General features: G+C 71.3%; 15 protein-coding genes. 4 read left to right on the top strand and 11 right to left on the bottom strand.

The window, feature by feature from the left end:
• Window positions 1-38 precede the first annotated feature (38 nt).
• Window positions 39-923 carry an oxidoreductase gene (locus LR393_RS02255; protein WP_231481212.1) on the top strand — a complete coding sequence of 295 codons (885 nt, stop codon included), beginning with the start codon at window positions 39-41 and terminating at the stop codon, window positions 921-923.
• On the top strand, window positions 920-1,288 hold the full coding sequence (locus LR393_RS02250) for a DoxX family protein (RefSeq protein WP_231481210.1): 369 nt from the start codon (window positions 920-922) through the stop codon (window positions 1,286-1,288). Before LR393_RS02255 ends, LR393_RS02250 begins: the two co-directional genes overlap by 4 nt.
• Here LR393_RS02250 and LR393_RS02245 read toward each other — a convergent pair.
• The 8 genes from LR393_RS02245 to ndk all read right to left on the bottom strand — a co-directional run bounded on the left by LR393_RS02245 (window position 1,274) and on the right by ndk (window position 17,654).
• On the bottom strand, window positions 1,274-2,974 hold the full coding sequence (locus tag LR393_RS02245; RefSeq protein ID WP_231481208.1) for a thioredoxin-like domain-containing protein: 1,701 nt from the start codon (window positions 2,972-2,974) through the stop codon (window positions 1,274-1,276). The genes LR393_RS02250 and LR393_RS02245 overlap by 15 nt on opposite strands.
• A 26-nt stretch (window positions 2,975-3,000) precedes the next feature.
• Complete coding sequence (locus LR393_RS36105) at window positions 3,001-6,435, bottom strand: Rne/Rng family ribonuclease (RefSeq protein ID WP_231481206.1); 3,435 nt, start codon at window positions 6,433-6,435, stop codon at window positions 3,001-3,003.
• Window positions 6,436-6,591: 156 nt separating this feature from the next.
• The gene (locus LR393_RS02235; protein WP_345718789.1) at window positions 6,592-7,341 is read right to left on the bottom strand and encodes a TIGR03936 family radical SAM-associated protein; all 750 of its coding nucleotides are present in this window, start codon (window positions 7,339-7,341) and stop codon (window positions 6,592-6,594) included.
• A gap of 38 nt (window positions 7,342-7,379) precedes the next feature.
• On the bottom strand, window positions 7,380-9,437 hold the full coding sequence (locus tag LR393_RS02230; protein WP_231481202.1) for a TIGR03960 family B12-binding radical SAM protein: 2,058 nt from the start codon (window positions 9,435-9,437) through the stop codon (window positions 7,380-7,382).
• A gap of 9 nt (window positions 9,438-9,446) precedes the next feature.
• On the bottom strand, window positions 9,447-12,932 hold the full coding sequence (locus LR393_RS02225) for a hypothetical protein (protein ID WP_231481200.1): 3,486 nt from the start codon (window positions 12,930-12,932) through the stop codon (window positions 9,447-9,449).
• A gap of 11 nt (window positions 12,933-12,943) precedes the next feature.
• Window positions 12,944-15,697: a DUF6493 family protein gene (locus tag LR393_RS02220; RefSeq protein WP_231481199.1), complete on the bottom strand. Its 2,754-nt coding sequence runs from the start codon at window positions 15,695-15,697 to the stop codon at window positions 12,944-12,946.
• On the bottom strand, window positions 15,694-17,052 hold the full coding sequence (locus LR393_RS02215; RefSeq protein WP_231481197.1) for a hypothetical protein: 1,359 nt from the start codon (window positions 17,050-17,052) through the stop codon (window positions 15,694-15,696). Before LR393_RS02215 ends, LR393_RS02220 begins: the two co-directional genes overlap by 4 nt.
• Window positions 17,053-17,231: 179 nt before the next feature.
• The gene (gene ndk / locus LR393_RS02210) at window positions 17,232-17,654 is read right to left on the bottom strand and encodes a nucleoside-diphosphate kinase (protein ID WP_345718780.1); all 423 of its coding nucleotides are present in this window, start codon (window positions 17,652-17,654) and stop codon (window positions 17,232-17,234) included.
• 189 nt (window positions 17,655-17,843) lie between these two features.
• Between ndk and LR393_RS02205 the strand changes: the two genes are divergently transcribed.
• The gene (locus LR393_RS02205; RefSeq protein ID WP_231481193.1) at window positions 17,844-18,065 is read left to right on the top strand and encodes a hypothetical protein; all 222 of its coding nucleotides are present in this window, start codon (window positions 17,844-17,846) and stop codon (window positions 18,063-18,065) included.
• 3 nt (window positions 18,066-18,068) lie between these two features.
• On the opposite strand, the gene LR393_RS02200 is transcribed toward LR393_RS02205, so the two are convergent.
• From LR393_RS02200 to LR393_RS02190, 3 genes are all read right to left on the bottom strand, one after another.
• Window positions 18,069-18,731, bottom strand: coding sequence for an NAD(P)H-binding protein (locus tag LR393_RS02200; RefSeq protein ID WP_231481191.1), 663 nt, complete (start codon window positions 18,729-18,731; stop codon window positions 18,069-18,071).
• Between the two features lie 102 nt (window positions 18,732-18,833).
• Window positions 18,834-19,229, bottom strand: coding sequence for a DUF4233 domain-containing protein (locus tag LR393_RS02195; protein WP_231481189.1), 396 nt, complete (start codon window positions 19,227-19,229; stop codon window positions 18,834-18,836).
• 30 nt (window positions 19,230-19,259) lie between these two features.
• Window positions 19,260-19,817 (bottom strand): TetR/AcrR family transcriptional regulator, encoded by a 558-nt coding sequence (locus LR393_RS02190; protein ID WP_231481180.1) that lies wholly within the window; start codon window positions 19,815-19,817, stop codon window positions 19,260-19,262.
• Window positions 19,818-19,913: 96 nt separating this feature from the next.
• On the opposite strand from LR393_RS02190, the gene LR393_RS02185 reads away from it, so the two are divergent.
• A complete protein-coding gene (locus LR393_RS02185) occupies window positions 19,914-20,624 on the top strand; it encodes an SDR family oxidoreductase (protein WP_231481178.1) in 711 nt (236 codons plus the stop codon).

Here is a 20,624-nt window from a genome sequence, read left to right as displayed (position 1 = left end):
AGCGGTACACCTGTCGGACAGAGCCTAGGCTGACGACCGTGGCCGCCTCGAATTCCTGGATCAACCAGCACATACCGGATCAGCACGGCCGGGTCGTGGTGGTGACCGGCGGGAACGGCGGCATCGGGGCGATCGCCGCCGGGGCCCTGGCCGCACGGGGCGCGAGCGTGGTGCTGGCCTGCCGGGACGTGGCCCGGGGCGAGAGCGCGGCCGGGACGATGACCGGTGACGTGCGGGTGCTGCCCCTCGACCTGGCCGACCTGGACTCGGTGCGGGCGTTTCCCGAGCGGGTGGGCCGCCTCGATGTGCTTGTCAACAACGCCGGCGTGATGGCCGTGCCGCAGGGCACCACGAAAGACGGGTTCGAGCTGCACCTGGGCACGAACTTCCTCGGGCCCTTCGCTCTCACCGGCCTGCTGCTGCCGCAGATCACGCAGCGGGTGGTGACGCTCTCCAGCGTGATGCACCGGCGAGGCCGCATCGATCTGGACGACCTGAACTGGGAACAGCGCCGGTACGCCCGCTGGGGCGCCTACGCGCAGTCCAAGCTGGCCGACCTGATGTTCGCCCGCGAGCTGCAGCGCCGGCTGGCCGCGCAGGGATCGGACGTGCTGTCGGTCGCGGCCCATCCGGGCATCGCGAAGACCGGGCTCACCACGCACACCGGCTCCCGCGTGCAGGGCGCCGTGCTGTCGCTGAGTTCCCGGGTGGCCGGGCACTCCGCCGAGATGGGCGCCCTGGCCCTGCTCCTCGCGGCGGCCGGCCCGGACGTCTCCCCCGGCGGCTACTACGGCCCGACCGGACCGGGTGAGGTGCGTGGCTACCCCGGGCCGGCGGCATCGAGCACCGCCTCCCACGACGAGAAGATCTCGGCGAGACTGTGGGAGAGAGCCGAGGAACTGACCGGAGTGAGGTACCCGTGAACAGCACCGCCACGTCCCTGTCGATCTTCCTGGCCGCGGCCGGCGCCAGCCATTTCGCCCGGCCGAAGTTCTTCGAGCAGGTCGTGCCGCCACAGTTGCCCGGTGGTCGCGCGGCCTGGATCGCGGGCTCCGGCGCGGCCGAGCTCGCGGTGGCCGCGGCGATCGCCGTGCCCCGCACCCGGCAGGCCGGATGTCTCGCCGCCGCAGCGCTCTTCGTGGGTGTCTTCCCGGGCAACGTCTACATGGCCGCCCGGGCCCTGCGCTCCCCGCGGGCCAGTTCCGCGAAGAAGGCCGCGACCGTGGCCCGGCTCCCGTTGCAGGCGCCCCTGGTGCTCTGGGCCCTGCGGGCCTCACGCCAGCGTTAGGGCGATCTCCGACGAGGAGCCCGGTACCAGCCGCAGCGGTACCTCCCAGCGCTGCCGGTGCAGGTGACACACCGCGCCCGGCCCTTGCTCGACGTCGCAGGACGCCGCCCGGGCCTCGACGAGCAGCCAGCCGTTGACCCGCCCGCCGGACAGGTCACCCCCGAAGGTCAGATCACGGGTGAGGTCGGTTGCCGCACCGGCACCTTCGGTCAGCAGCGCGGGCGGGTAGGGGGTGACGCGCAGCCAGGCCTGGTCGCCCTCGCGCAGATCCACCTCCTCCCCCGGCGGAGGGTCGAAGGCCACTGCCAGACGAACCTTTCCGGGGCTCACGTCGGTGACGGGAACCCGGGTGGGCGATGGGAGGTGTTCCTCGTCCATCATTGTCAAGAAGCGCAACCGATGGTGCCCCGCATCGGCAACCACCAATTGCTGATGGACGACCGCCAGCCCCGAGGGCTCTCCCAGATCCGTCTGCAGGGTGGTCACCTGGTCGGTGTGCGGGTCGTAGCGCCGCACCGATCCGTTGTAGGTGTCGGCGATCGCCACCGCCCCGCCGGGCAGCACCTGCACGCCGAGAGGATGCTGCAGGCGGGCGTCCCAGCCGTCGCCGTCCTGCCGTCCGAACTCGAAAAGCCCTTGTCCCACGGCCGTTCTGACCTGCAGACCGACCTCGGTGAGGTAGAGCAGACGCAGCGCCGAGCTCTCCGCATCGGCGATCCACAGTCCACCGGCCCCCACGCAGAGCCCCGAGGGCTGGGCGAACCAGGCCGTCGCGGCCGGTCCGTCCACCAGCCCTTCCTTGCCGGTCCCGGCGAGAACCCCGGTGGATCCGTCGAACGGGTTCACCGCCCAGAGCTGGTGCCGCCCGGTGACCGCCACGACGATCCGGCCGTCGAACCAGGCGACGTCGCCGGGCGTCGAAATGCCGGTGGCCACCGTGGTGGTCGAGAGATCGTCGAGGCGCAGGCCCCGGATCGCGTCGTTGCCGCTGTCGGCGATCACGACGTCGTAGCCGACCCGCCCGGCCACCTCGGGCGGCAGGAGAGCCAGGCCGAGAGGGTCGGCGAAACGGGCCTTTCCGGATGGTCCGTCGACCAGACCCCGGTCACCGGAGCCCACCCGCGCGGCACCGACCACGAGACTCTGGTGGCCGGTGTCGGAGACCAGGACGCGGTTGTCGGGCAGGGCGAGAAGGCCACCGGGGAAGCGCAGATCGGTCGGGCTTTCGCTGTGAACCACCGTCCCCTGGAGACTTTCGGTGACCACGACGTCCGTACGCCGTTCCTCGACCAGCCCGGCCAGCTCCGCGACGTGCCCCTCCCCCGCCACCTGGGCCACCACGTAGCCCTGCGGGTCGATGAGAACCAGGGTGGGCCAGGCCTTCACGGCGTAGGCGTCCCAGGTGATCAGATCCGCGTCGTCGAGCACCGGATGCCGCACCCGGTAGCGCTCCACTGCCCGTTCGACCGCCGAAGGGGTTGCCTCATAGGGGAACTTGGGCGAATGAACGCCGATCACGGTGAGCCGGCCCTCCAGGGGCCGCAGTTCTTCCAGCACGTGCACGCAGTTCACGCAGGCGCCGGTCCAGAAATCGAGCAGCACGTACTGGCCCCGGAGTTCCTCCAGGGTGAGCGCGGGCGAGTTCAGCCAGCCCCGACCACGAAGACGGGGCGCCCGGATTCGCATCCCGACGCCCCGTCCTCGGGAAAGAATCAGTGGTGGTGGTTGTTACGGCCCTTACGGCCGCCACCGCCGCCGCCACTGTTGCCGTTCTCCTGCTGCTTCTTCTCGACCGGCTCGTCGTGCATGATCAGCCCGCGCCCGCCGCAGTGCTCACAGGTCTCGCTGAACACCTCGAGCAGGCCCTGACCCACGCGCTTACGGGTCATCTGCACCAGGCCGAGCGAGGTGACCTCGGCGACCTGGTGACGCGTACGGTCGCGGCCCAGGCACTCCATCAGGCGGCGCAGCACCAGGTCACGGTTGCTCTCGAGCACCATGTCGATGAAGTCGACCACGATGATGCCGCCGATGTCACGCAGCCTCAGCTGGTGCACGACCTCCTCGGCCGCCTCGAGGTTGTTCTTGGTGACCGTCTCCTCGAGGTTTCCGCCGGCACCGGTGAACTTGCCGGTGTTGACGTCGACGACGGTCATCGCCTCGGTGCGGTCGATCACCAGCGAACCGCCGGAGGGCAGCCAGACCTTGCGGTCGAGGCCTTTCGCGAGCTGCTCGTCGATGCGGAACTTGGCGAAGACGTCCTTGTCCTCGGTCCAGTGCTCGAGGCGCTGGGCCAGGTCGGGAGCCACGTGCGAGATGTACCCCTGGAGCGTGCCCCAGGCCTCGTCGCCGGAGATGATCAGGCGGTTGAAGTCCTCGTTGAAGACGTCGCGCACGACCTTGATCGCCAGGTCCGGCTCGCCGTAGAGCATGGCCGGGGCGCTGGCCGTGGAGACCTTCTCGGAGATGTCCTCCCACTGCGCCTGCAGCCGGATGACGTCGCGCTCGAGCTCGTCGTCGCTGGCGCCCTCGGCGGCCGTGCGCACGATCACACCGGCGTTGTCCGGCACCACCTCGCGCAGGATCTTCTTCAGGCGGGTGCGCTCGGTGTCGGGCAGCTTGCGGCTGATGCCGGTCATCGAACCGTCCGGCACGTACACCAGGTAACGGCCGGGCATCGAGATCTGGCTGGTCAGGCGGGCGCCCTTGTGGCCGATCGGGTCTTTCGTGACCTGCACGAGCACGGCGTCGCCGGCCTTCAGCGCGTGCTCGATGCGGCGCGGCTGTCCTTCCATGCCGGCGGCGTCCCAGTTCACCTCACCGGCGTAGAGCACGGCGTTACGGCCCTTGCCGATGTCGACGAACGCGGCCTCCATGCTCGGGAGCACATTCTGCACCCGGCCGAGGTAGACGTTGCCGACCGTGGAGGTCTGGGTCTTGCGGGCCACGTAGTGCTCGACCAGCACGCCGTCTTCCAGCACGCCGATCTGGGTGCGGCCGTCGCGCTCGCGCACGACCATGGTGCGCTCGACGCTCTCGCGCCGGGCCAGGAACTCGGCCTCGGTCAGGATCTGACGGCGGCGACCGGCTTCACGGCCCTCGCGGCGGCGCTGCTTCTTCGCCTCCAGGCGGGTCGAGCCCCGCACCGAGGTGACGTCGTCACTGCTGGTGCCCCCGCTGCTGCGGCGGCTCTCACGGACCCGGGTGGTGACGGTCGTGCCCTCGTCGACGGTGACCTCACCGTCGCTGCCACCAGCGCCACGACGGCGGCGACGACGACGACGGCGGCTGCCCGTCGTCTCACCGGACTCCTCGCCGTCCTCGTCCTCGGCCGCCTCCTCGTCGGGGGCCTCGGCGTCTTCGGTGACCGGCTCGTCCTGAGCGGTCGAGGGGATCTGAGCGGTCTGGGCCGCAGCGGCTGCGGGCTGCTCGGACGGCTCCGGGGAGTCGCCCCGGCTGCGGCCCCGGCGGCCACGTCCACCGCGGCGGCGACGACGGCGGGGGGCGGTGGCCTCTTCCTGGTCGTCGCCCTCCTCGTCGCTGTCCTCGTCGGCCTCGGTGTCATCGGCCTCGTCGGCCGCATCGTCCTCGGCCTCCTCGGCGGTCAGGTCGTCGTTCTCGTCGGCGTCCGCGACCGCGTCGTCGAGCAGGCCGATGGCCTCCTCGACGGCTTCCTGAAGGTTCGACCCGGCGACGATCTGCTCGTCCTCGGCGGGCTCGTCCTGGGGGGCGGGCTCCTCGACGCTCTTCGGCGGACCGGCCGGGCGGGAGGCCGCCCGGCGCGGACGCGAGGTGACCGGTTCCGGTGCCTGGAAGATCGGCATGATCGCCGGGCGGGAGGTGGCGGGCGGAGCTTCCGCGGAAGCGGCCTCGGCGACGGCCTGCTCGTCCCGGGCCGCCTGCGCGGCCTCTTCGGCAGCGGCGTCGGCGGCGCGCTCGGCGGCCGAGCGCACCCGGGTACGCGGCCGGGTCCGGGTCACGGTGAAGGACGCCGGCTCGGGGGCCGAGGCCTGGGCGCTCTCGGTCTGCCCGGCTTCCAGGGCCGGCGGGGCCTCAAGGCTCTCGGCCTCAGCAGAGGACGACGTGGTCACCGGGGTCTCGGCGGTCACGTTCTCCTCGACCTCAAGGGTCTCGGGGGCCGCGGTACTGGTCACCGGGGCGGATGCCTTGCGGGTGCTGCGGCGTCGGGTCGTCTTCTTGACCGGGGCGGCCGGCTCGGCGAACAGCGCGTCGGGGGCGGCGGGGGCCACCTCGGTACCGGCGACGCTCGCGATCGCGGCGGCGGTCTCCGCCTCGGCGGCCGGGGTGGTGCCGTCGGGTGTGGTGCCGGTCGTCGTGGTGCCGGTCGTCGCGGTGCCGGTGGTTGTCGGGTCGGTCGTCGCGGTACCGGTGGTTGTCGGGTCGGTCGTGTCCACCGCGGGGTCGGCGGCGGCCACCCGCTTGGAGGCGGCACGCTTACGGGGGGCGCGGACCCGCTTCACCGGGGCCGGAGTCTCGTTCGCGGCGTCGGTGCCGGTCTCAGTGCCGGTCCCAGTCTCAGTGCCGGTGCCGGTCTCAGTGCCGGTCCCGGTCTCACCGTTGATCTCGGCGCCGGTCTCGTCCGTAGTCCGGGAGGCGGCCTTCTTCGTCGCGCGCACCCGGGTGCGGCGGGCGCGAGGCGCGGCGGACGGAGCCTGCGGGTCGGGGGGCGTGCCGGCGTCGGAAGTTGCGCCGGTTTCAGAGGTCGTGCCCGTGCCAGAGGTCGTGCCCGTGCCAGAGGTCGTGCCGGTGCCAGCCCCCGGGGCGGCAGCGTCGGGCCCGGCGACCGCATCGCCACTGGCCACGGTGACCGGCTGGACCGAAGTCGTGGTCTGCGTCTCGGTCCGGGCCTGAGTCCCGGTCCGGGCCGAGGTCTCGGTCTTCTTCTCGTTCTCGTCGTTCGCGGAGCTGGAGCGGTCGGCCGCGGTGGGGTCGCCGACCGGCGCGGTGCTCGCGCCGGAGTCGGGAACCGGGGCCTGCTCTGCCGTGCTGCCGGCCGACGTGGTGCCGGCCTGCGCTGCGGTGTCCGCAACGGCGACACGCGGAGCGGACGATGTCAGTCCTGAGACCGTCTCACCGCCGCGTTCTTCGCCGTCCGTCGCCGCGGGTGTTTCTTCGTTGCTCGCCACGGGCGTTCTCCCGTCGCCCCGGGCGCCGATCACACCGACTCGGCGCCGCTCGGGGCACTCGTGTAGGTCGCCGCGCCAAATTGGTCGCGGCGGAAGTCAAGGCCTTACGCCGTACCGATGCGCGCTGAGCCGGTCAGGGCTGGGGCGCGGCACCTGTCAGGCGCCGCCGCCGTCCCGATCGGGGACCAGTGGGTCGGTCACCGATCCGTCTGCCTCGTCGAGCAGCCCCTGCGCCAGACGCGTCACTCGGGGAGGTGACGGAGGCGCGAAGTCGGCTACCGCGCGGAAAGCGGAAAGGACGTCGTCGGGTCGAACAGCCGGTGTGTTGTGCCGCACGACCAAGCTTAGTATCGCACAACCGTTACCGGGTCTTGATGTGACACTAGGCTCCACTTCGATCCGGAGAACAGCCTCACGGGCGTCAAAAGTCCGCAGACCGTTCTTCGTCATGCGCTGAACCTCGACCCGTTCGGCCGCCAGGAAGCGTTCGACCACGCTCCGGACCCGGGCATCATTCGCCTGCGCAGCCTCTTCCCCGGGCGTGTCGGTGAACAGCTCGATCTGCCAGACCGAGGCCTGCAACCGGTCGGCCAGCACCCCTGGAGCCGTCACCTCGACCACGTCGACGATGTCCAGCCCGTCGGGCAGTGCGGAGTCCAGCGCGGTGCGCAGCGCCTCCGGGTCACAGCGCGCGGCCAGGGCGATCTCGATGTACTCGGCCTCGCTGGCCGTGCCGGTGGGCGCGGCGTTGGCGTAGGAGATGCGCGGGTGCGGGTGGAAACCGGCCGAGTAGGCCATCGGGATCGAGGCCCGGCGCACAGCCCGCTCCAGCGCCCGCTGGAAATCGCGGTGGCTGGAGAAGCGCAGGCGGCCGCGCTTGGCGTACTGGAGCCGGAGCTTCTGCACAACCGGGGGCGGGGGCGGGCCCTCGGGCTGACGCGCCATCAGGCGACCGGCCCGGCGGCGGCGACCTGACCGGCCGCCGGCGCGGCGGTCGGCCCGGTGATCGGCGTGTGGGTGTGCGTGTGGGTCTGGATGCCGGCCGGCCCCTGACCCGGCACCACGGCGAGCGGGAGCAGCGAGCGCCCGGTCGGCCCGATCTGGATCTCGGTGTTCATCTGCGGGCAGACGCCGCAGTCGAAGCACGGGGTCCAGCGGCAGTCCTCGACCTCGTCCTCGGACAGCGAGTCCTGCCAGTCCTCCCAGAGCCATTCCTTGTCCAGGCCGGACTCGAGGTGGTCCCAGGGCAGGACCTCCTCCTCCGTGCGCTCCCGGGTGGTGTACCAGTTCACGTCCACCACACTGTCGGCCAGGACCTGGTCGGCGCAGGCCATCCAGCGGTCGTAGGAGAAGTGCTCGCTCCAGCCGTCGAAGCGGCCGCCGTCTTCCCAGACCGCGCGGATGACCTGACCGACCCGGCGGTCGCCGCGGGACAGCAGTCCCTCGACCTGGCCGGGCTTGCCGTCGTGGTAGCGGAATCCGATGGCCTTGCCGTAGCGCTTGTCCGAGCGGATGGCGTCGCGGAGCTTGGCCAGCCGGGCGTCGACGACCTCGGGAGCGGTCTGGCCGACCCACTGGAACGGCGTGTGCGGCTTGGGCACGAAGCCGCCGATGCTGACGGTGCAGCGGATGTCCTTGGTGCCGGACACCTCGCGGCCGGTCTGGATCACGCGCTTGGCCAGCTCGGCGATCTGCAGCACGTCTTCGTCGGTCTCGGTGGGCAGACCGCACATGAAGTACAGCTTCACCTGGCGCCAGCCCGCCCCGTAGGCGGCGGCGACCGTGCGCACCAGGTCGTCTTCGGTGACCATCTTGTTGATCACCTTGCGGATGCGCTCGCTGCCGCCCTCGGGGGCGAAGGTCAGGCCGGAGCGGCGACCACCCCGGGAGAGCTCCTGGGCGAGGTCGATGTTGAACGCGTCGACCCGGGTGCTCGGCAGCGACAGGCCGGTGTTGGTGCCCTCGTAGCGGTCGGCCAGCTGCTTGGTCACCTCGGCGATCTCGGAGTGGTCGGCCGAGCTCAGGCTGAGCAGGCCCACCTCCTCGAAACCGGTGGCCTTCAGGCCCGCGTCGACCATGGAGCCGATGCCCTCGATCGTGCGCTCGCGCACCGGGCGGGTGATCATCCCGGCCTGGCAGAACCGGCAGCCCCGGGTGCAGCCGCGGAAGATCTCCACGCTCATCCGCTCGTGCACACTCTCGGCCACGGGGACCAGCGGCTTCTTCGGGTAGGGCCACTCGTCGAGGTCCATGACGGTGTGCTTGCTGACCCGCCGCGGCACGCCGTCGCGGTTCGGCACGACCCGCTGGATGCGGCCGTCGGGCAGGTAGTCGACGTCGTAGAGGGAGGGCACGTAGACGCCACCGGTGCCGGAGAGGCGGAACAGCACCTCTTCGCGGCCGCCCGGGCAGCCTTCCTGCTTCCACTCCCGGATGACGTCGGTGATGATCCCGACGGCCTGCTCACCGTCACCGAGGACGGCGGCATCGATGAAGTCGGCGATCGGCTCGGGATTGAACGCCGCGTGGCCGCCGGCCAGAACGATCGGGTGGTCGATCGTGCGCTCGGCGGCGCTCAGCGGGATCCCGGCCAGGTCGAGCGCCGTGAGCATGTTGGTGTATCCGAGCTCGGTGGAGAACGACAGGCCGAGCACGTCGAACTCGCCGACCGGGCGGTGCGCGTCGACCGTGAACTGGGGCACCTGGTGCTCGCGCATCAGCTTCTCCAGGTCGGGCCACACCGCGTAGGTGCGCTCGGCCAGGGCGTCGGAGCGCTCGTTCAGGACTTCGTAGAGGATCATCGTGCCCTGGTTGGGCAGCCCGACCTCGTACGCGTCCGGATACATGAGTGCCCAGCGCACCGTCGACGGGCCGGCGAAGTCCCACTCCTTGATCGTGGAGTTGAGCTCGCCGCCCACGTACTGGATGGGCTTGGAGACGAAGGGCAGCAGAGATTCGAGCCGGTCGAAGACCGACTCCACTGCGCTGGTGTCCGTACGCATCCGGCCAGTTTAGGCGGGACCAAGGACTCTGGACGACGCGGCGGCCCCCGCGGCCGGGCGCGACGCGATCGCCTGCCGCAAGCGCCGGGCCTGAACCACCGTCGCGGACGAGCCCTTCCGGTCCGCCGTCGCGGCCAGCCCGGGAATCTCCGAGCCGTCCGAGAACTGGGTGGCCAGGCCCGTGGCCAGGGCCAGAAGATCGGGCAGCCCGGCCGGCTTCCCGTTCAGCACGTACGGCAACATCGCCGCGACCACCTCCCAGACCTCGGCCCGGGCCCCCGCCCGGGCCGCCTCCGCCAGTTCCGGATAGACCCGCCGCCCCAGGAACGCCCGCTCGTAGACCTGCCGCCCGATCTGCTCGCCGTCGGCGATCAGGGCACCCAACTGCTCACCGAGCGCCCCCGGATTCAGACACCCCGCCGCGGACAACTGCAGAATCGCGTCCACCCCCGCTGCCCGCGCCGCCGGGGCGTCGGACTCCAGGTGATAGGCGATCAGCAGACCGGTGGCGACTCCTGGTCGTTCGGCCACACCCCGGACGGTGCGGGGCCGGTCGGCACCGGCGCCATCGGGCCCGACGTCGTCGGCTCCGGACCGGTCGGCACCGGGTTGGCTGCTCTCTACTCGGCCGATTCCTCCCCGGTCGATCTCTGCCCGGTCAATCTCTGCCCGGTCAATCTCTGCCCGGTCCCCTACCGCCTGGTCACTGCTCGCCTGGCCGGCCTCTGCTCGGCCTGTCCCCACCTGACTGGTTTCTGATCGGTCTGTCGACACCTGACTAGTTCTTGATCGGTCTGACCCTGCCGGGCCGGCCCTCACCGGAACCGGTCGCCCTCCGGGGACGCGGGACACCGGAGCCAGGAGCGCTTCCGTGGCTCCGCCGTTGCGCACCGTGCTGATCTCGGTCAGCGCCCAGGCCGAGATCACCTCGCGATGGTCCGGGAGCACATTCACCGGAGGCATCGCGCCGTTGAAGTTCTGGGTTCCCGGGGGCCGATCGCCCCTCAGGCCGAAAAGAGCCTCGTGCAGTCCGGACACCGGCGCCCCGGGCAGGTGCAGGTCGACCGAGCGCAGTCCCCCGGGTCGTCCCTCGTCCGCCCGGTAAGAGCCCTCCGCCGGAGGCAGGCTGCCCCGCACGATCGATCCGGGTGTGACCAGGCCACCCGTCTCCACCACCGCGACGAACCGGCGTCCAGCCGACGATGTCAGTGTCGTTCCGGCCGTCAGCTCAGGATCGATCTGTCGGGGCAGGCGCAGAAGAGCCTGCTCGAGATCGAGCGGCCAGGGCTGCCGGCCCTCCTCCTCCGCCCGCTGCAATCGCTGGAGCAGGACCTCGGGAGCAATGCGACCCGTGACGTCGGTGGGCGTGGCCATCAGCTCCCGCGGAGCGGGACCTTCATGCCCCGGCAGTTCCCCGCTCAATCCGAACCCAACCTCGGCCATCCGCAGAACCACCAGCATGTGCGGGAACTGCGACCAAGTCTGCAGGAACGGTGTCGGCTCGCCCTTCAGCAGAGCGTCGCGGGCCTGCACGAACATCTCGCGCCGGTCGCTCCGGCCGGCATGGCCGATCCGGAGCGGGTTATGGGGCCAGGCACACTCGATCAGGAACCGGGTCTGGCAGAACTCCCTGGCCGGCACCGGCCAGCGCCAGTCGCCGGCACTCAGCAGAGCGTCCACCGCCTGGCGATCCTGCGCCCCCACCGTGACGAGACCAGCCATCACCTGCTCGAGACCGGTCCACCCGCTCAGTCCCAGTTGCCCGTCGAGAGCAGATTTCAGCCCGGCCAGGTCGGTGATCGACCCGGGCCAGGGCTGGGCCTCGCCCGCCGGGTGGCTCTCCGAGACCGGTCCTGCGGCCGGACCGGCAACCGTGGCCAAGCCGGCACCGGTGGCCAAGCCGGCACCGGTGGCGGAACCGGCGACCAGATCGGCGTCAACAGCCAAACCCGTGGACGGGTCCGCGGGCAAACCCATGGCCGGGTTCGTGGCCTGGTTCATGTCCGGGGCCGGTAGCCCGGCCCGCGCCCTCTCCTCCAGATCGAGCGGGAGAGCGGTGGACGACCGGGTCACCAGGTCGAGCAGGCCGGGCTCGAACGTGCTCGCCCGGGCGAGCACCAGGGTCAGAGCCCGGTCAGCGACGTCGTGGACCGGCGCAGAGAATGCCTGGACGAGCACGCCCACGATGTCGCCCGTGCGATCCGGGTACCGGCGAAGGGCTCGGTCGAGTACCGCGATCATGCCCCGCGCCAGCACCTTCTCCGGCCGCTCCAGCACGGTCGGCGCCGCGAGCAGCAGCACATCGAGATCGAGGAGCCCCGCGTCGAGCAGCGTGCGCAGGCACTTCACGGCGATCCCCGCGACCGGTGACGGCGCGACCGCGGCCAGGTCCGCGTACTCGGGGGCCCGCTCGGCCAGTTCCTCCGGCGTCGGCCCGAGCAGTTCGTGCAGCCGGGTGAAGAACCGCAACGCGGCCGGCCGGTCCGGCTGCCGCAGCCGGGTCAGGCAGCCGTCAATCAGAGCGGCTCGATCGACCGGCTCCGTACTCGCCGGCTCTGCACCGGCCTGTTCCCCGCCGGCCGGCTCACCTTTCACCAGTTCCCCGCCGCCCGGCATCCCCCTCGCCAGGCCCGCGCTCACCGCCAGGACTCCACTGGCCCGGCCTCCGCTCGCCAGGACTCCGCTCACCGCCAGGACTCCACTGGCCCGGCCTCCGCTCGCCAGGACTCCGCTCGCCGAGTCCGCGCCGGCCGGGCCCCTGCTCACCGGGCCCGCACTCGTCAGCTCCGCGCTCACCGGCTGCGCACCCCCCGACGCCGCACTCGTCAACGCCACCAGCGATACGGCGAGCGTCGTCGGGTCTATCGCGCTCATCAGCCCGCCGGCGCCGCTCACCTCGAACGTGCGGGGCAGCAGCACTTTCAGGAACGGGCCCGGTTGCAACCGGCCTCTCATGATCTCGACCCGCTCGGCCTCGGCCTCCGGCCAGCGGCGTTGCCCTTCCGGGGCTGTCCACAGCCAGGCGAGCCAGCCGTTGACGAAGGCGTCATGATCCGGAATCGGCTCCCCGGTGACGACGATCAGGTCGGCGATCGGTCTCCAGCTCCCGTCCCACGGATTACGGGACAGCTTCACGGCCATCCGGGAGGCCAGGGCTCCGAGCCAGGAGATGCCGCGCCGCTGCACGGTCCGGTGCATCGCATCGACCGGGAGAAAGCGCCAGTCTGCGCGTAACCCCGTCCGGCACAGCAGGGTGGCCGCCGCCGCGGCGGACGGCATCAGTCCCACCGCCGCGACCGCGACCGCGGGCAACGGCGAGCTACCGGCTTCGTTCGCCCAGCTCTGGGCCCCGATCTCGGAACGGGCGTAATCGTTGAGCTGCCGGGCCAGCGGCCCTCGCTCGGCGTCTTCAAGGTCGGCCACGTACTGCTCGACCTGTTCCACCCGGTGCCCCGCCAGATACCCGCGCAGGGTCTCCCAGCTCACGGTCTCCACGCCCACAGACCTCACTTCGGGACCCCTCCCACGAGATCGCCGGCCGGCACCCGGCCCCGGATCGCTTCTTCCAGTCGCCGGGCCTGAACCACGGCCTTCCCCGAACCCTTTCGGCCGGCCAGGACGGCGAGACCGGGAATTGCCTGACCGTCGCAGAACCGGCCGGCCAGGTCGGCGGCCAGTGTCAGCAGGTCGGGCAGACCCGTCGGCCGGCCATCGAGCACGTACGGCAGCATCGCCGCGATCACCTGCCAGACCACTTCCCCGGCACCGGCTCCCGCCGCCTCGGCCAGTTCCGGGTAGATCCGGCTACCGACGATCGGGCCGTCCGCGATCAGAGCGCCGAGATGTTCGCCGAGCACGGAACCGTCAAGCCGGCCGGCCGCGGCCAGGCTGATCACGGCATCCACCCCGGCGGCGCGACCCCCGGCCCGATCGGCGCCCAGGTGGTAGGCGATCAGCAGAGCGGTCGCGTGGCCGGCCGGTTCGCCGGTGTCGCCGCCCGACGGCAGACAGGTGGCGGCGTCACCGTCGCGGACCTGGCCGATCGAGGTCAGGGCCCAGGCCGAGATGACCTCGCGGTGATCGGGGAAGACGTCGAAGGGGGGCAGCGATCCGTACCCGGTCTCCATGCCCGGATGCTGGTTCCGGTCGATATGGAAGAGCGACCCGTGCAGTCCGGACCGCGGTTTGCTCTCCAGTTCCGCGACGACGACACGGACACCGCCGGGCCGCCTCTCCTCCGCCCGGTAGGTACCTTCCCGGGCTCGCAGCCCGCCGCGCACGCGCAGCACCGGAAGCGGTGCCGCCCCGGCCCCGAGCCAGTCGGCGAAACGCCGCCCGGCCGGTGAGGTCAGTTCCGCCGCCGCCTGGTTCAGGTCCGGGGAAACCCTCCGGGGCAACCGCAGCAGGGCCTGCTCCAGGTCGAGGGGCCAGGGCTGCCAGCCCTCCCGCTCGGCCTGCCGCAAGCGCTCCAGCAGCACCTCGGCGGACACCCGGCCGGAGAGGTCGGTCGGTGTCGCCATCAGCAGACGTGGCGTCGGGCCCTCGAAGTCGGGCAGCTGCCCGCCGAGCCCCAGACCGATCTCCGCCATCCGCAGCACCACCACCATGTGCGGGTAGTGCGACCAGGTGTTCACGTGCGGGATGCGCTCGCCGTGCAGCAAGGCATCGCGTGCCGTCACGAATTTCTCGACGCGGTGGGGACGTTCGGAGTGGGTGAGCAGCAGCGGATCGTACGGCCACTGCGCGTCCCGCAGGAAGCCCGCCTGGCCGGGCTCCCAGTCGATCGACCAGTACCCGTTCTTGCCCCCGTACCCGTGCACCCCGTTGGCCAGGGCCCAGAGCCGCTGCTGCAGATCCCGCACCGCATCGAAGTGATCGATGCTGACGGTCACCAGGGCGGCCATGACCTGCTCGCGCCCCATCCAGCCGGTCAGCCCGAGGCGACCGTCGACCGCGGCCTCGAACTCGGCCAGACCGGTGATCGGCGCCGGCCAGGGTTCGTACCCGGCCACGGGAACCGGGGACGGCTCCGGAGGGGCCGGGGGTTCACCCGCCCCGGGCAGACCACCTTCCAGAGCCCGGCGCCGGAGGTCGGTGGGCAGGCCAACGGCCTGACCGCCGAGCCGCTGGAGTACCTCCGGCCCCAGCTTCCCGACCCGGCCCAGTACGAGGCCCAGGGCTTTCTCCGCCACGTCGTAGACGGGTGAGGCGAAGCCCGCCGCCAGCAGCGTGACGATCTCGCCGGTGCGGTCCGGGTGCCGGCGTGCGGCCTTGTCGAGCAGCGTCAGCATGCTGCGCACGTGCCCCTTCTCGGGTCGCTCCAGGACGGCCGGAGCCACCCCCAGCAGCACGTCCACGTCGAGCCGGCCCTGATCGAGCAGCGTGCGCAGGTGCCGCAGGGCGAACGAGGAGACCGGCGAGGGCGAGGACGCCGCCAGATCACCGTAATCCTCTACCCGGTCGGCAAGTTCGTCGGGCGTAGGCTCCAGCAGGTCGTGCAGGCCGGTGAAGAACCGCAGGGCGCCCGGTCGGTCGGGCTGACGCAGTCGCATCAGGCAGCCGTCGAGAAGCTGGGCCCGATCGATGCGCTCAGCCTTGGTCAGGGCCACTAGCGACGGCGCCACGGCGGCTTCGGACGTGCCCAGAACCAGACCCAGGCCGTTGATCTCGAAGATCCGGGGCAGGAGCACGGACAGGAAGGGGCCGTCGAGCAGACGACCGGCCATCTGGGTGATCCGTTCACCCTCGACCTCCGGCCAGCCACGGGTCCAGACCGGGTCACGGAGCCATCCGGCCCAGCCGTTGACGAAAGCCTCGTGCTCCGGCACCGCGGCTCCGGTCGCCACGATCAGGTCGGCCACCCCGCGCCAGCCCTGCTCGTCCGAATCTCTCGGCATCTTCGCGGCCATCCGGGTGGCGAGGTCGGGCAGCCAGTCGACCCCTCTGGTCCCGGCCACGGCCGTCATCCGGGGCACCGGCAGGAAGCGCCAGTGCATGCGCAGCGTCGCACGACACAGCAGGGTGGCGGCAGCCGCCGATGACGGCAGCAGCCCGACCGCCGCCACCGCGACCGACGGCAACGAGGACGCGCCCGGGTCGTCCGACCACCTCGGCTCGGGCATCTCCGAGCGCACGTACGTGGTGAGCTGTTTCGCCAGATCGGCCCGCTGCTTCTCGTCCAGCCCGGTGACGAACAGCCCGATCTGCTCCACCCGGCGCTCGTTCAGATACTCCCGCAGAGCCTCCCAGTCGCCGGTCATCGGGCCACGCCCTCACGGGATGCCGCTGCGGACGGCGCCTCTCGCTGCCCGTCCAGGAGCCCGGCCGCCAGCACGTGAGCACACGGGCCACGATCACCGTGGTGATCTTCCCACCAGGTACAGCCGCAGGTCATCGCGCCGCTGACCTCGCGCACCAGGTAGGTGCGACCCGATGACCCGACCACCTGGGTGCCCTGCTCGACCCGGGTGACCGCCCCCTCGGCCACCAATCGCCGGGCCCGGCGCAGACGGGGGTTGAGCTGCTCGACACCCGGCCCCTGCGGCAGCGAACGGTGGAAGTACCCGGCCTCGGCCACGTCGTAACCGACACGACCGGCGGTGGCGAGCACCGTGAGCGCGGCACGCACCCGGTCGGGAGACAACCCGGACGACGCGGCCAGGTCGGTCACGTCGATGCTCGTGTCCCAGGCCAGGAGGGTGCTGACCAGGTCGGCGTCGGCCTCGCCGTCGGAACCGGCGAGCTGGGTCAGTGCTGCTCCCTCCCCGGAGAAGCCACGATTGGCCTGCGGCGACAGGGTCAGCGAAAGGCGCAGGCCCGGCGCGGAGAGCTCCCAGGTGCCGACGGCGGAGGAACCGGCCGCCGGCCCGTAGACCCGTAACGTCTTGGCGTACCGTAGGAACGGCGTGAGCAGCTGCAGCCGATGGGCACCGCCCAGACCGACCGCACCGGCGCCCGCCCGCGCCGTGAGCCGTAGCCCGCGCCCGGCGGGAACCACCCAGAGCTGCTCCTGACCGCCGCCTTTCGGCAGCCGGGCGAGGAACCCGGTGGCCGTGGCCCGGTCGGTCTCCGCCCGAACGTCGAAACCCGCGGTGATGACCTGGGTCTCGGTGAAGCCCCGGAGCCAGGCGCTGGACAGCGGGACCTTGCGCTCGACCACCCGCTCGGTGGCCGTGGTGACGGCGACGTCGTCCGGGCCGACGTCGAGATGCAGCCGACCCTCGCGGACCCGGGTGAGAGCCTTGCGCAGCGGCGGGTTGATGTCGATGTTCGTGGTGCCGTGCCGCAGAAAACCGTTGCCGTCGAGTGCCCCGGGCAGCAGGTCGAGCCGGGCGTGCACGCCGGTACAGCCCGAGAACGCCTCGAACCGCAGCTTGCTCTCCCCCGCCGTCACCACCGGGTCGAGCAGGCCCAGCCGGGTCTGCTGGCGCCGGAAGTCGGCTGCCGCCACGGCCGAGATGACCAGCAGACCGGATGCGGCCGCCGCCGGCAGGGTCACGTCACCGCTGAAGAACCGCGGGTTCAGCTCGGGCCCACCGCTCGTCTGCAGCCGCAGGCCGCCGGGCCCGGTGAGCACGGAAGGGCTCAGGAAGGAATACGTCGCCAGCGTCGTCACGATCAGTCCACGTCCCCTGGAGGTCTACAAGTTCATTCATTCGAACAAGCGTTCGACGCGAACCGTAGTGGCCACCACCGACAAAATGGACGAAGGACGCCACCGGGCCACCCCATCCATGGACGGGGCCCCGGCAACGTCCTCCAGTTCAGGCGAGCCGGACGGGTACTACCGGGCCCCTACCGGCCGGGGAACCAGAGCCCGATCTCCCGCTCGGCCGACTCCGGGGAGTCCGAGCCGTGCACGACGTTCTGCTGCACGGCCGTGCCCCAGTCGCGGGCCAGGTCGCCACGGATCGAGCCCGGGGCGGCCTTGATCGGGTCGGTCGCGCCGGCCAGCGAGCGGAAGGCCGCGATGACCTGCTCGCCCTCGGCGACGGCGGCCACCACGGGGCCGGACATCATGAACTCGACCAGGTTGCTGTAGAAGGACTTGCCGACGTGCTCCTCGTAGTGCTTCTCGAGCAGTTCGGCGGTGGGCACCAGCAGGTTCAGGGCGACGACGTCATACCCCTTCGCCTCGATCCGGCGCAGCACCTCGCCGATCTGGCGGTGGCGCACGCCGTCCGGCTTGACAAGAACGAGCGTCCGCTCCGAGGCCATGGTCATTGTCCCTCTCGATGATGTTGACACGGGCGGAGCAGAGCCTAACGAACACCACTCGATGTCCGGTGCGCCGGATGCGCGAAGGTCACCCTGAAGGCCTCAAGACTCCGCTGACACCAAGCGATGGAATCAGCGACGTGACGCTGCGGTTGCGTACTGTCACCGAACCATTTGCTGGAGGAAGTCATGGACCGGCCCCCGCTGTCCACCGTGCTGACATCAGTTCTGTCCGCCGCCGTCGAGAACACCAACCGGCTCACCCTGCTGGCCACTTTTCGTCCACCCCTGCGCGACGAGGGCCAGGATCTACCGGCAACGGACGAGGAACCGACCGGTTCCCGGGTGATCCCGATGCCACGCCGCGCCCCCGAGAACGCCGAGCAGCACGACCCCACCCCGGCGGCCTGAGACTCAGGCCCGGCGGACCGCCGCGGCGATCTCGGTGTTGCCGCCGACCAGTTCCAGCACCTTCTTCGCGGTGCCGGGCGCGTCGAGCAGCTCCACGATCACGGCGGCCACGTCGGCCCGGGGTACCGAGCCGCGGTTCACACTCGGCGCCAGCCGCACCTGACCGGTGCCCGGCCCGTCGATGAGCGCTCCGGGACGCAGGATGGTCCAGCCCAGGTCACGGGGACGCAGGTCGTCCTCGGCGGCGAGCTTGGCCAGCAGGTAGGCGTGGAACACGTCGTCGATGCCGTCGGGCCGGGCTCCGTCGGCCACCGCGTCGGCACCGATGCTCGAAACCTGCACGAACCGTGGCACACCGGCCTTCTCGGCGGCGTCGGCAAGCAGCACGGACGAAGCCCGGTCGACCGAGTCCTTGCGCGCGGCACCGCTTCCCGGCCCGGCCCCGGCCGCGAAGACGGTCGCGTCGGCACCCGCCAGGAGCCGGGTCACCGCCTCGACGTCCGCGGTCTCCAGGTTCAGCACGGCGGGGGTGACCCCGATCCCGCGCAGGTCGTCCGCGTGAGCCGGGTTACGGATGATGCCGACCACGTCGTCCCCGCGGTCGTGGAGCATCCGTCCCAGGATCAGAGCGATCTTTCCGTGCCCTCCGGCGATCACGATGCGCATGGCCAGGACGCTAACCCAGGTTTCCCGGGCTGTCCCGGGCCGAAGGTGAGGGAATCTCCGGGCGGGTCGGACCGGGCGCCGGACGGGCGCCGGGCGAAGACGTCAGGCGGGCTCGGTGAATTCCCCGTCGCGCTCCTGTTTCGCCTGCTCCGCCTCGTGCAGGGCCCACCGCTGCGCCCCCTCGCGCTCCAGCCGGGAGCCGATGACGAGTGACGCGATCCACAGCGCGCCGAAGAGCACACCGAGGAACAGCATCGTGTGCACCCAGATACCGACAGCGAAGATCGCCAGCTGCAGCACCGACCCGAGCACGTACCCGGCGCGGCTGCGCAGCAGTCCGGCGGTCACGAAGCAGACCACGGCGAGGCCACAGGTGATGCCCAGCGCGGTGCCGGTGGACAGTGAGGAGAGGTCCTTCGCCACCAGGCCGGCGAAGAACATCACCAGTGCCTCACTGATGAGGGTGGTCGCGGCCATCATCCGCATCGGGTTACGCACCCCACCATCCTGTCAAACCCGAACCGGTGTTCAGGTCACCGGGCGCTCGCGGAGCCCGTCGAGCACCAGATCCAGCAGGTGCGCCGTGCGCCGTTCCCAGTCCTCGTTCGGCACCCGCCAGAGAAAACCGACCAGCAGCAGCACCTCTTCAGCGTCCACGTCCGGCCGCAGCAGCCCCGCCTCCTGCCCGGCGGCCAGCAGCGTGCCGATCACCCCGACCGTCTCGGCGTAGTACTCCGCCGACAGGTCGGCCCGGGTCGCCGCCCGCACCGCGGCCGCCGCCCCGTGCTTGATGCGCCCGTAGGCGGCCAGCCGCTCCAGCCACCGCCGCAGCGCGACGTCCGGAGCATTCCCCTCCAGCAGCCCGGGAGCCGCGTCCAGCAGGTCTCGCAGGTCGACCCGGTAGACCTCGACCAGCAGAGCCTCCCGGGTCGGGAAATGGCGGTACAGCGTGCCCTGCCCGACGCCGGCCTCCTTCGCGATCGAATTCAGCGTGGCGTCACTGGAACGCGTCAGCGCCGCGCGCGCCACCTCGAGCAGACGGGCGCGGTTCTGCTCGGCGTCCGCCCTGCGCACCGATGTGGCCATGCCACCCACCCTACCGAGCGCGGCACTTGCAAGCGGACACGCGTCCGTTTATCGTCAATCAAACGGACACCTGTCCACTTAGCCCGGGAGAAACGTATGTCCAAGGTCATCGCCATCACCGGCGCCAGCAGCGGCATCGGTGAGGCCACCGCCGAGCTGCTGGCCGCGAGAGGTGCCACCGTGCTGCTCACCGCGCGGCGGGCCGATCGTCTCCAGGCCCTGACCGACAAGATCCGATCGAATGGTGGACGCGCGGACTGGGTGACCACGGACGTCACCAGTTGGGAGGACGCACAGAAGCTGGTCCGTACCGCGAAAGAGCGCTTCGGGCGTCTGGACGTGCTGGTCAGTAATGCGGGGGTGGCCACCGTGCGTCCCTTCGAGACCCTGAGCACCGCCGAGATCGACGCCATGATCGACGTCAATCTGCGTGGCGTGCTGTACGGCGTCAGCGCGGCCCTGCCGCTGTTCCGCGAGCAGGGCAGCGGGCACTTCGTACAGACCGTCTCGACCTCCGGCCTGCGGATCGTGCCCGGTCAGGTGGTGTACGCCGGGGTGAAGAACGCCGTGCGCACGATCGCCGAAGGACTGCGGCAGGAGATGGGCGACAGCATCCGGGTCACGGCGGTCTCCCCCGGGATGACCCGCACCGAGTTCACCGACGCGGCCTCTCCCGAGCTGCGCGACCAGGTGGAGCGGGTGGCGATGGGCCCGGACGCGATCGCCCGGGCCATCGCCTTCGCCGTCGAGCAGCCGGCCGACATCGACGTCAATGAGATCGTCGTCCGGCCGACCGCCCAGGGCTGA

This window comes from Kineosporia mesophila, assembly GCF_021129235.1.
In the GTDB taxonomy this organism is placed as follows: domain Bacteria; phylum Actinomycetota; class Actinomycetes; order Actinomycetales; family Kineosporiaceae; genus Kineosporia; species Kineosporia mesophila.
Note: the sequence above shows the minus strand (reverse complement) of the source record. Positions and strands in the feature narration are given on the sequence as shown.

What these genes read in the sequence shown, in the direction of transcription:
- LR393_RS02245 (WP_231481208.1), bottom strand. Translation starts at nt 2,974, where the DNA reads ATGCGAATCCGGGCGCCCCGTCTTCGTGGTCGGGGCTGGCTGAACTCG.
- LR393_RS02230 (WP_231481202.1), bottom strand. Translation starts at nt 9,437, where the DNA reads ATGCGTACGGACACCAGCGCAGTGGAGTCGGTCTTCGACCGGCTCGAA.
- LR393_RS02220 (WP_231481199.1), bottom strand. Translation starts at nt 15,697, where the DNA reads ATGACCGGCGACTGGGAGGCTCTGCGGGAGTATCTGAACGAGCGCCGG.
- ndk (WP_345718780.1), bottom strand. Translation starts at nt 17,654, where the DNA reads ATGGCCTCGGAGCGGACGCTCGTTCTTGTCAAGCCGGACGGCGTGCGC.
- LR393_RS02205 (WP_231481193.1), top strand. Translation starts at nt 17,844, where the DNA reads ATGGACCGGCCCCCGCTGTCCACCGTGCTGACATCAGTTCTGTCCGCC.
- LR393_RS02200 (WP_231481191.1), bottom strand. Translation starts at nt 18,731, where the DNA reads ATGCGCATCGTGATCGCCGGAGGGCACGGAAAGATCGCTCTGATCCTG.
- LR393_RS02190 (WP_231481180.1), bottom strand. Translation starts at nt 19,817, where the DNA reads ATGGCCACATCGGTGCGCAGGGCGGACGCCGAGCAGAACCGCGCCCGT.
- LR393_RS02185 (WP_231481178.1), top strand. Translation starts at nt 19,914, where the DNA reads ATGTCCAAGGTCATCGCCATCACCGGCGCCAGCAGCGGCATCGGTGAG.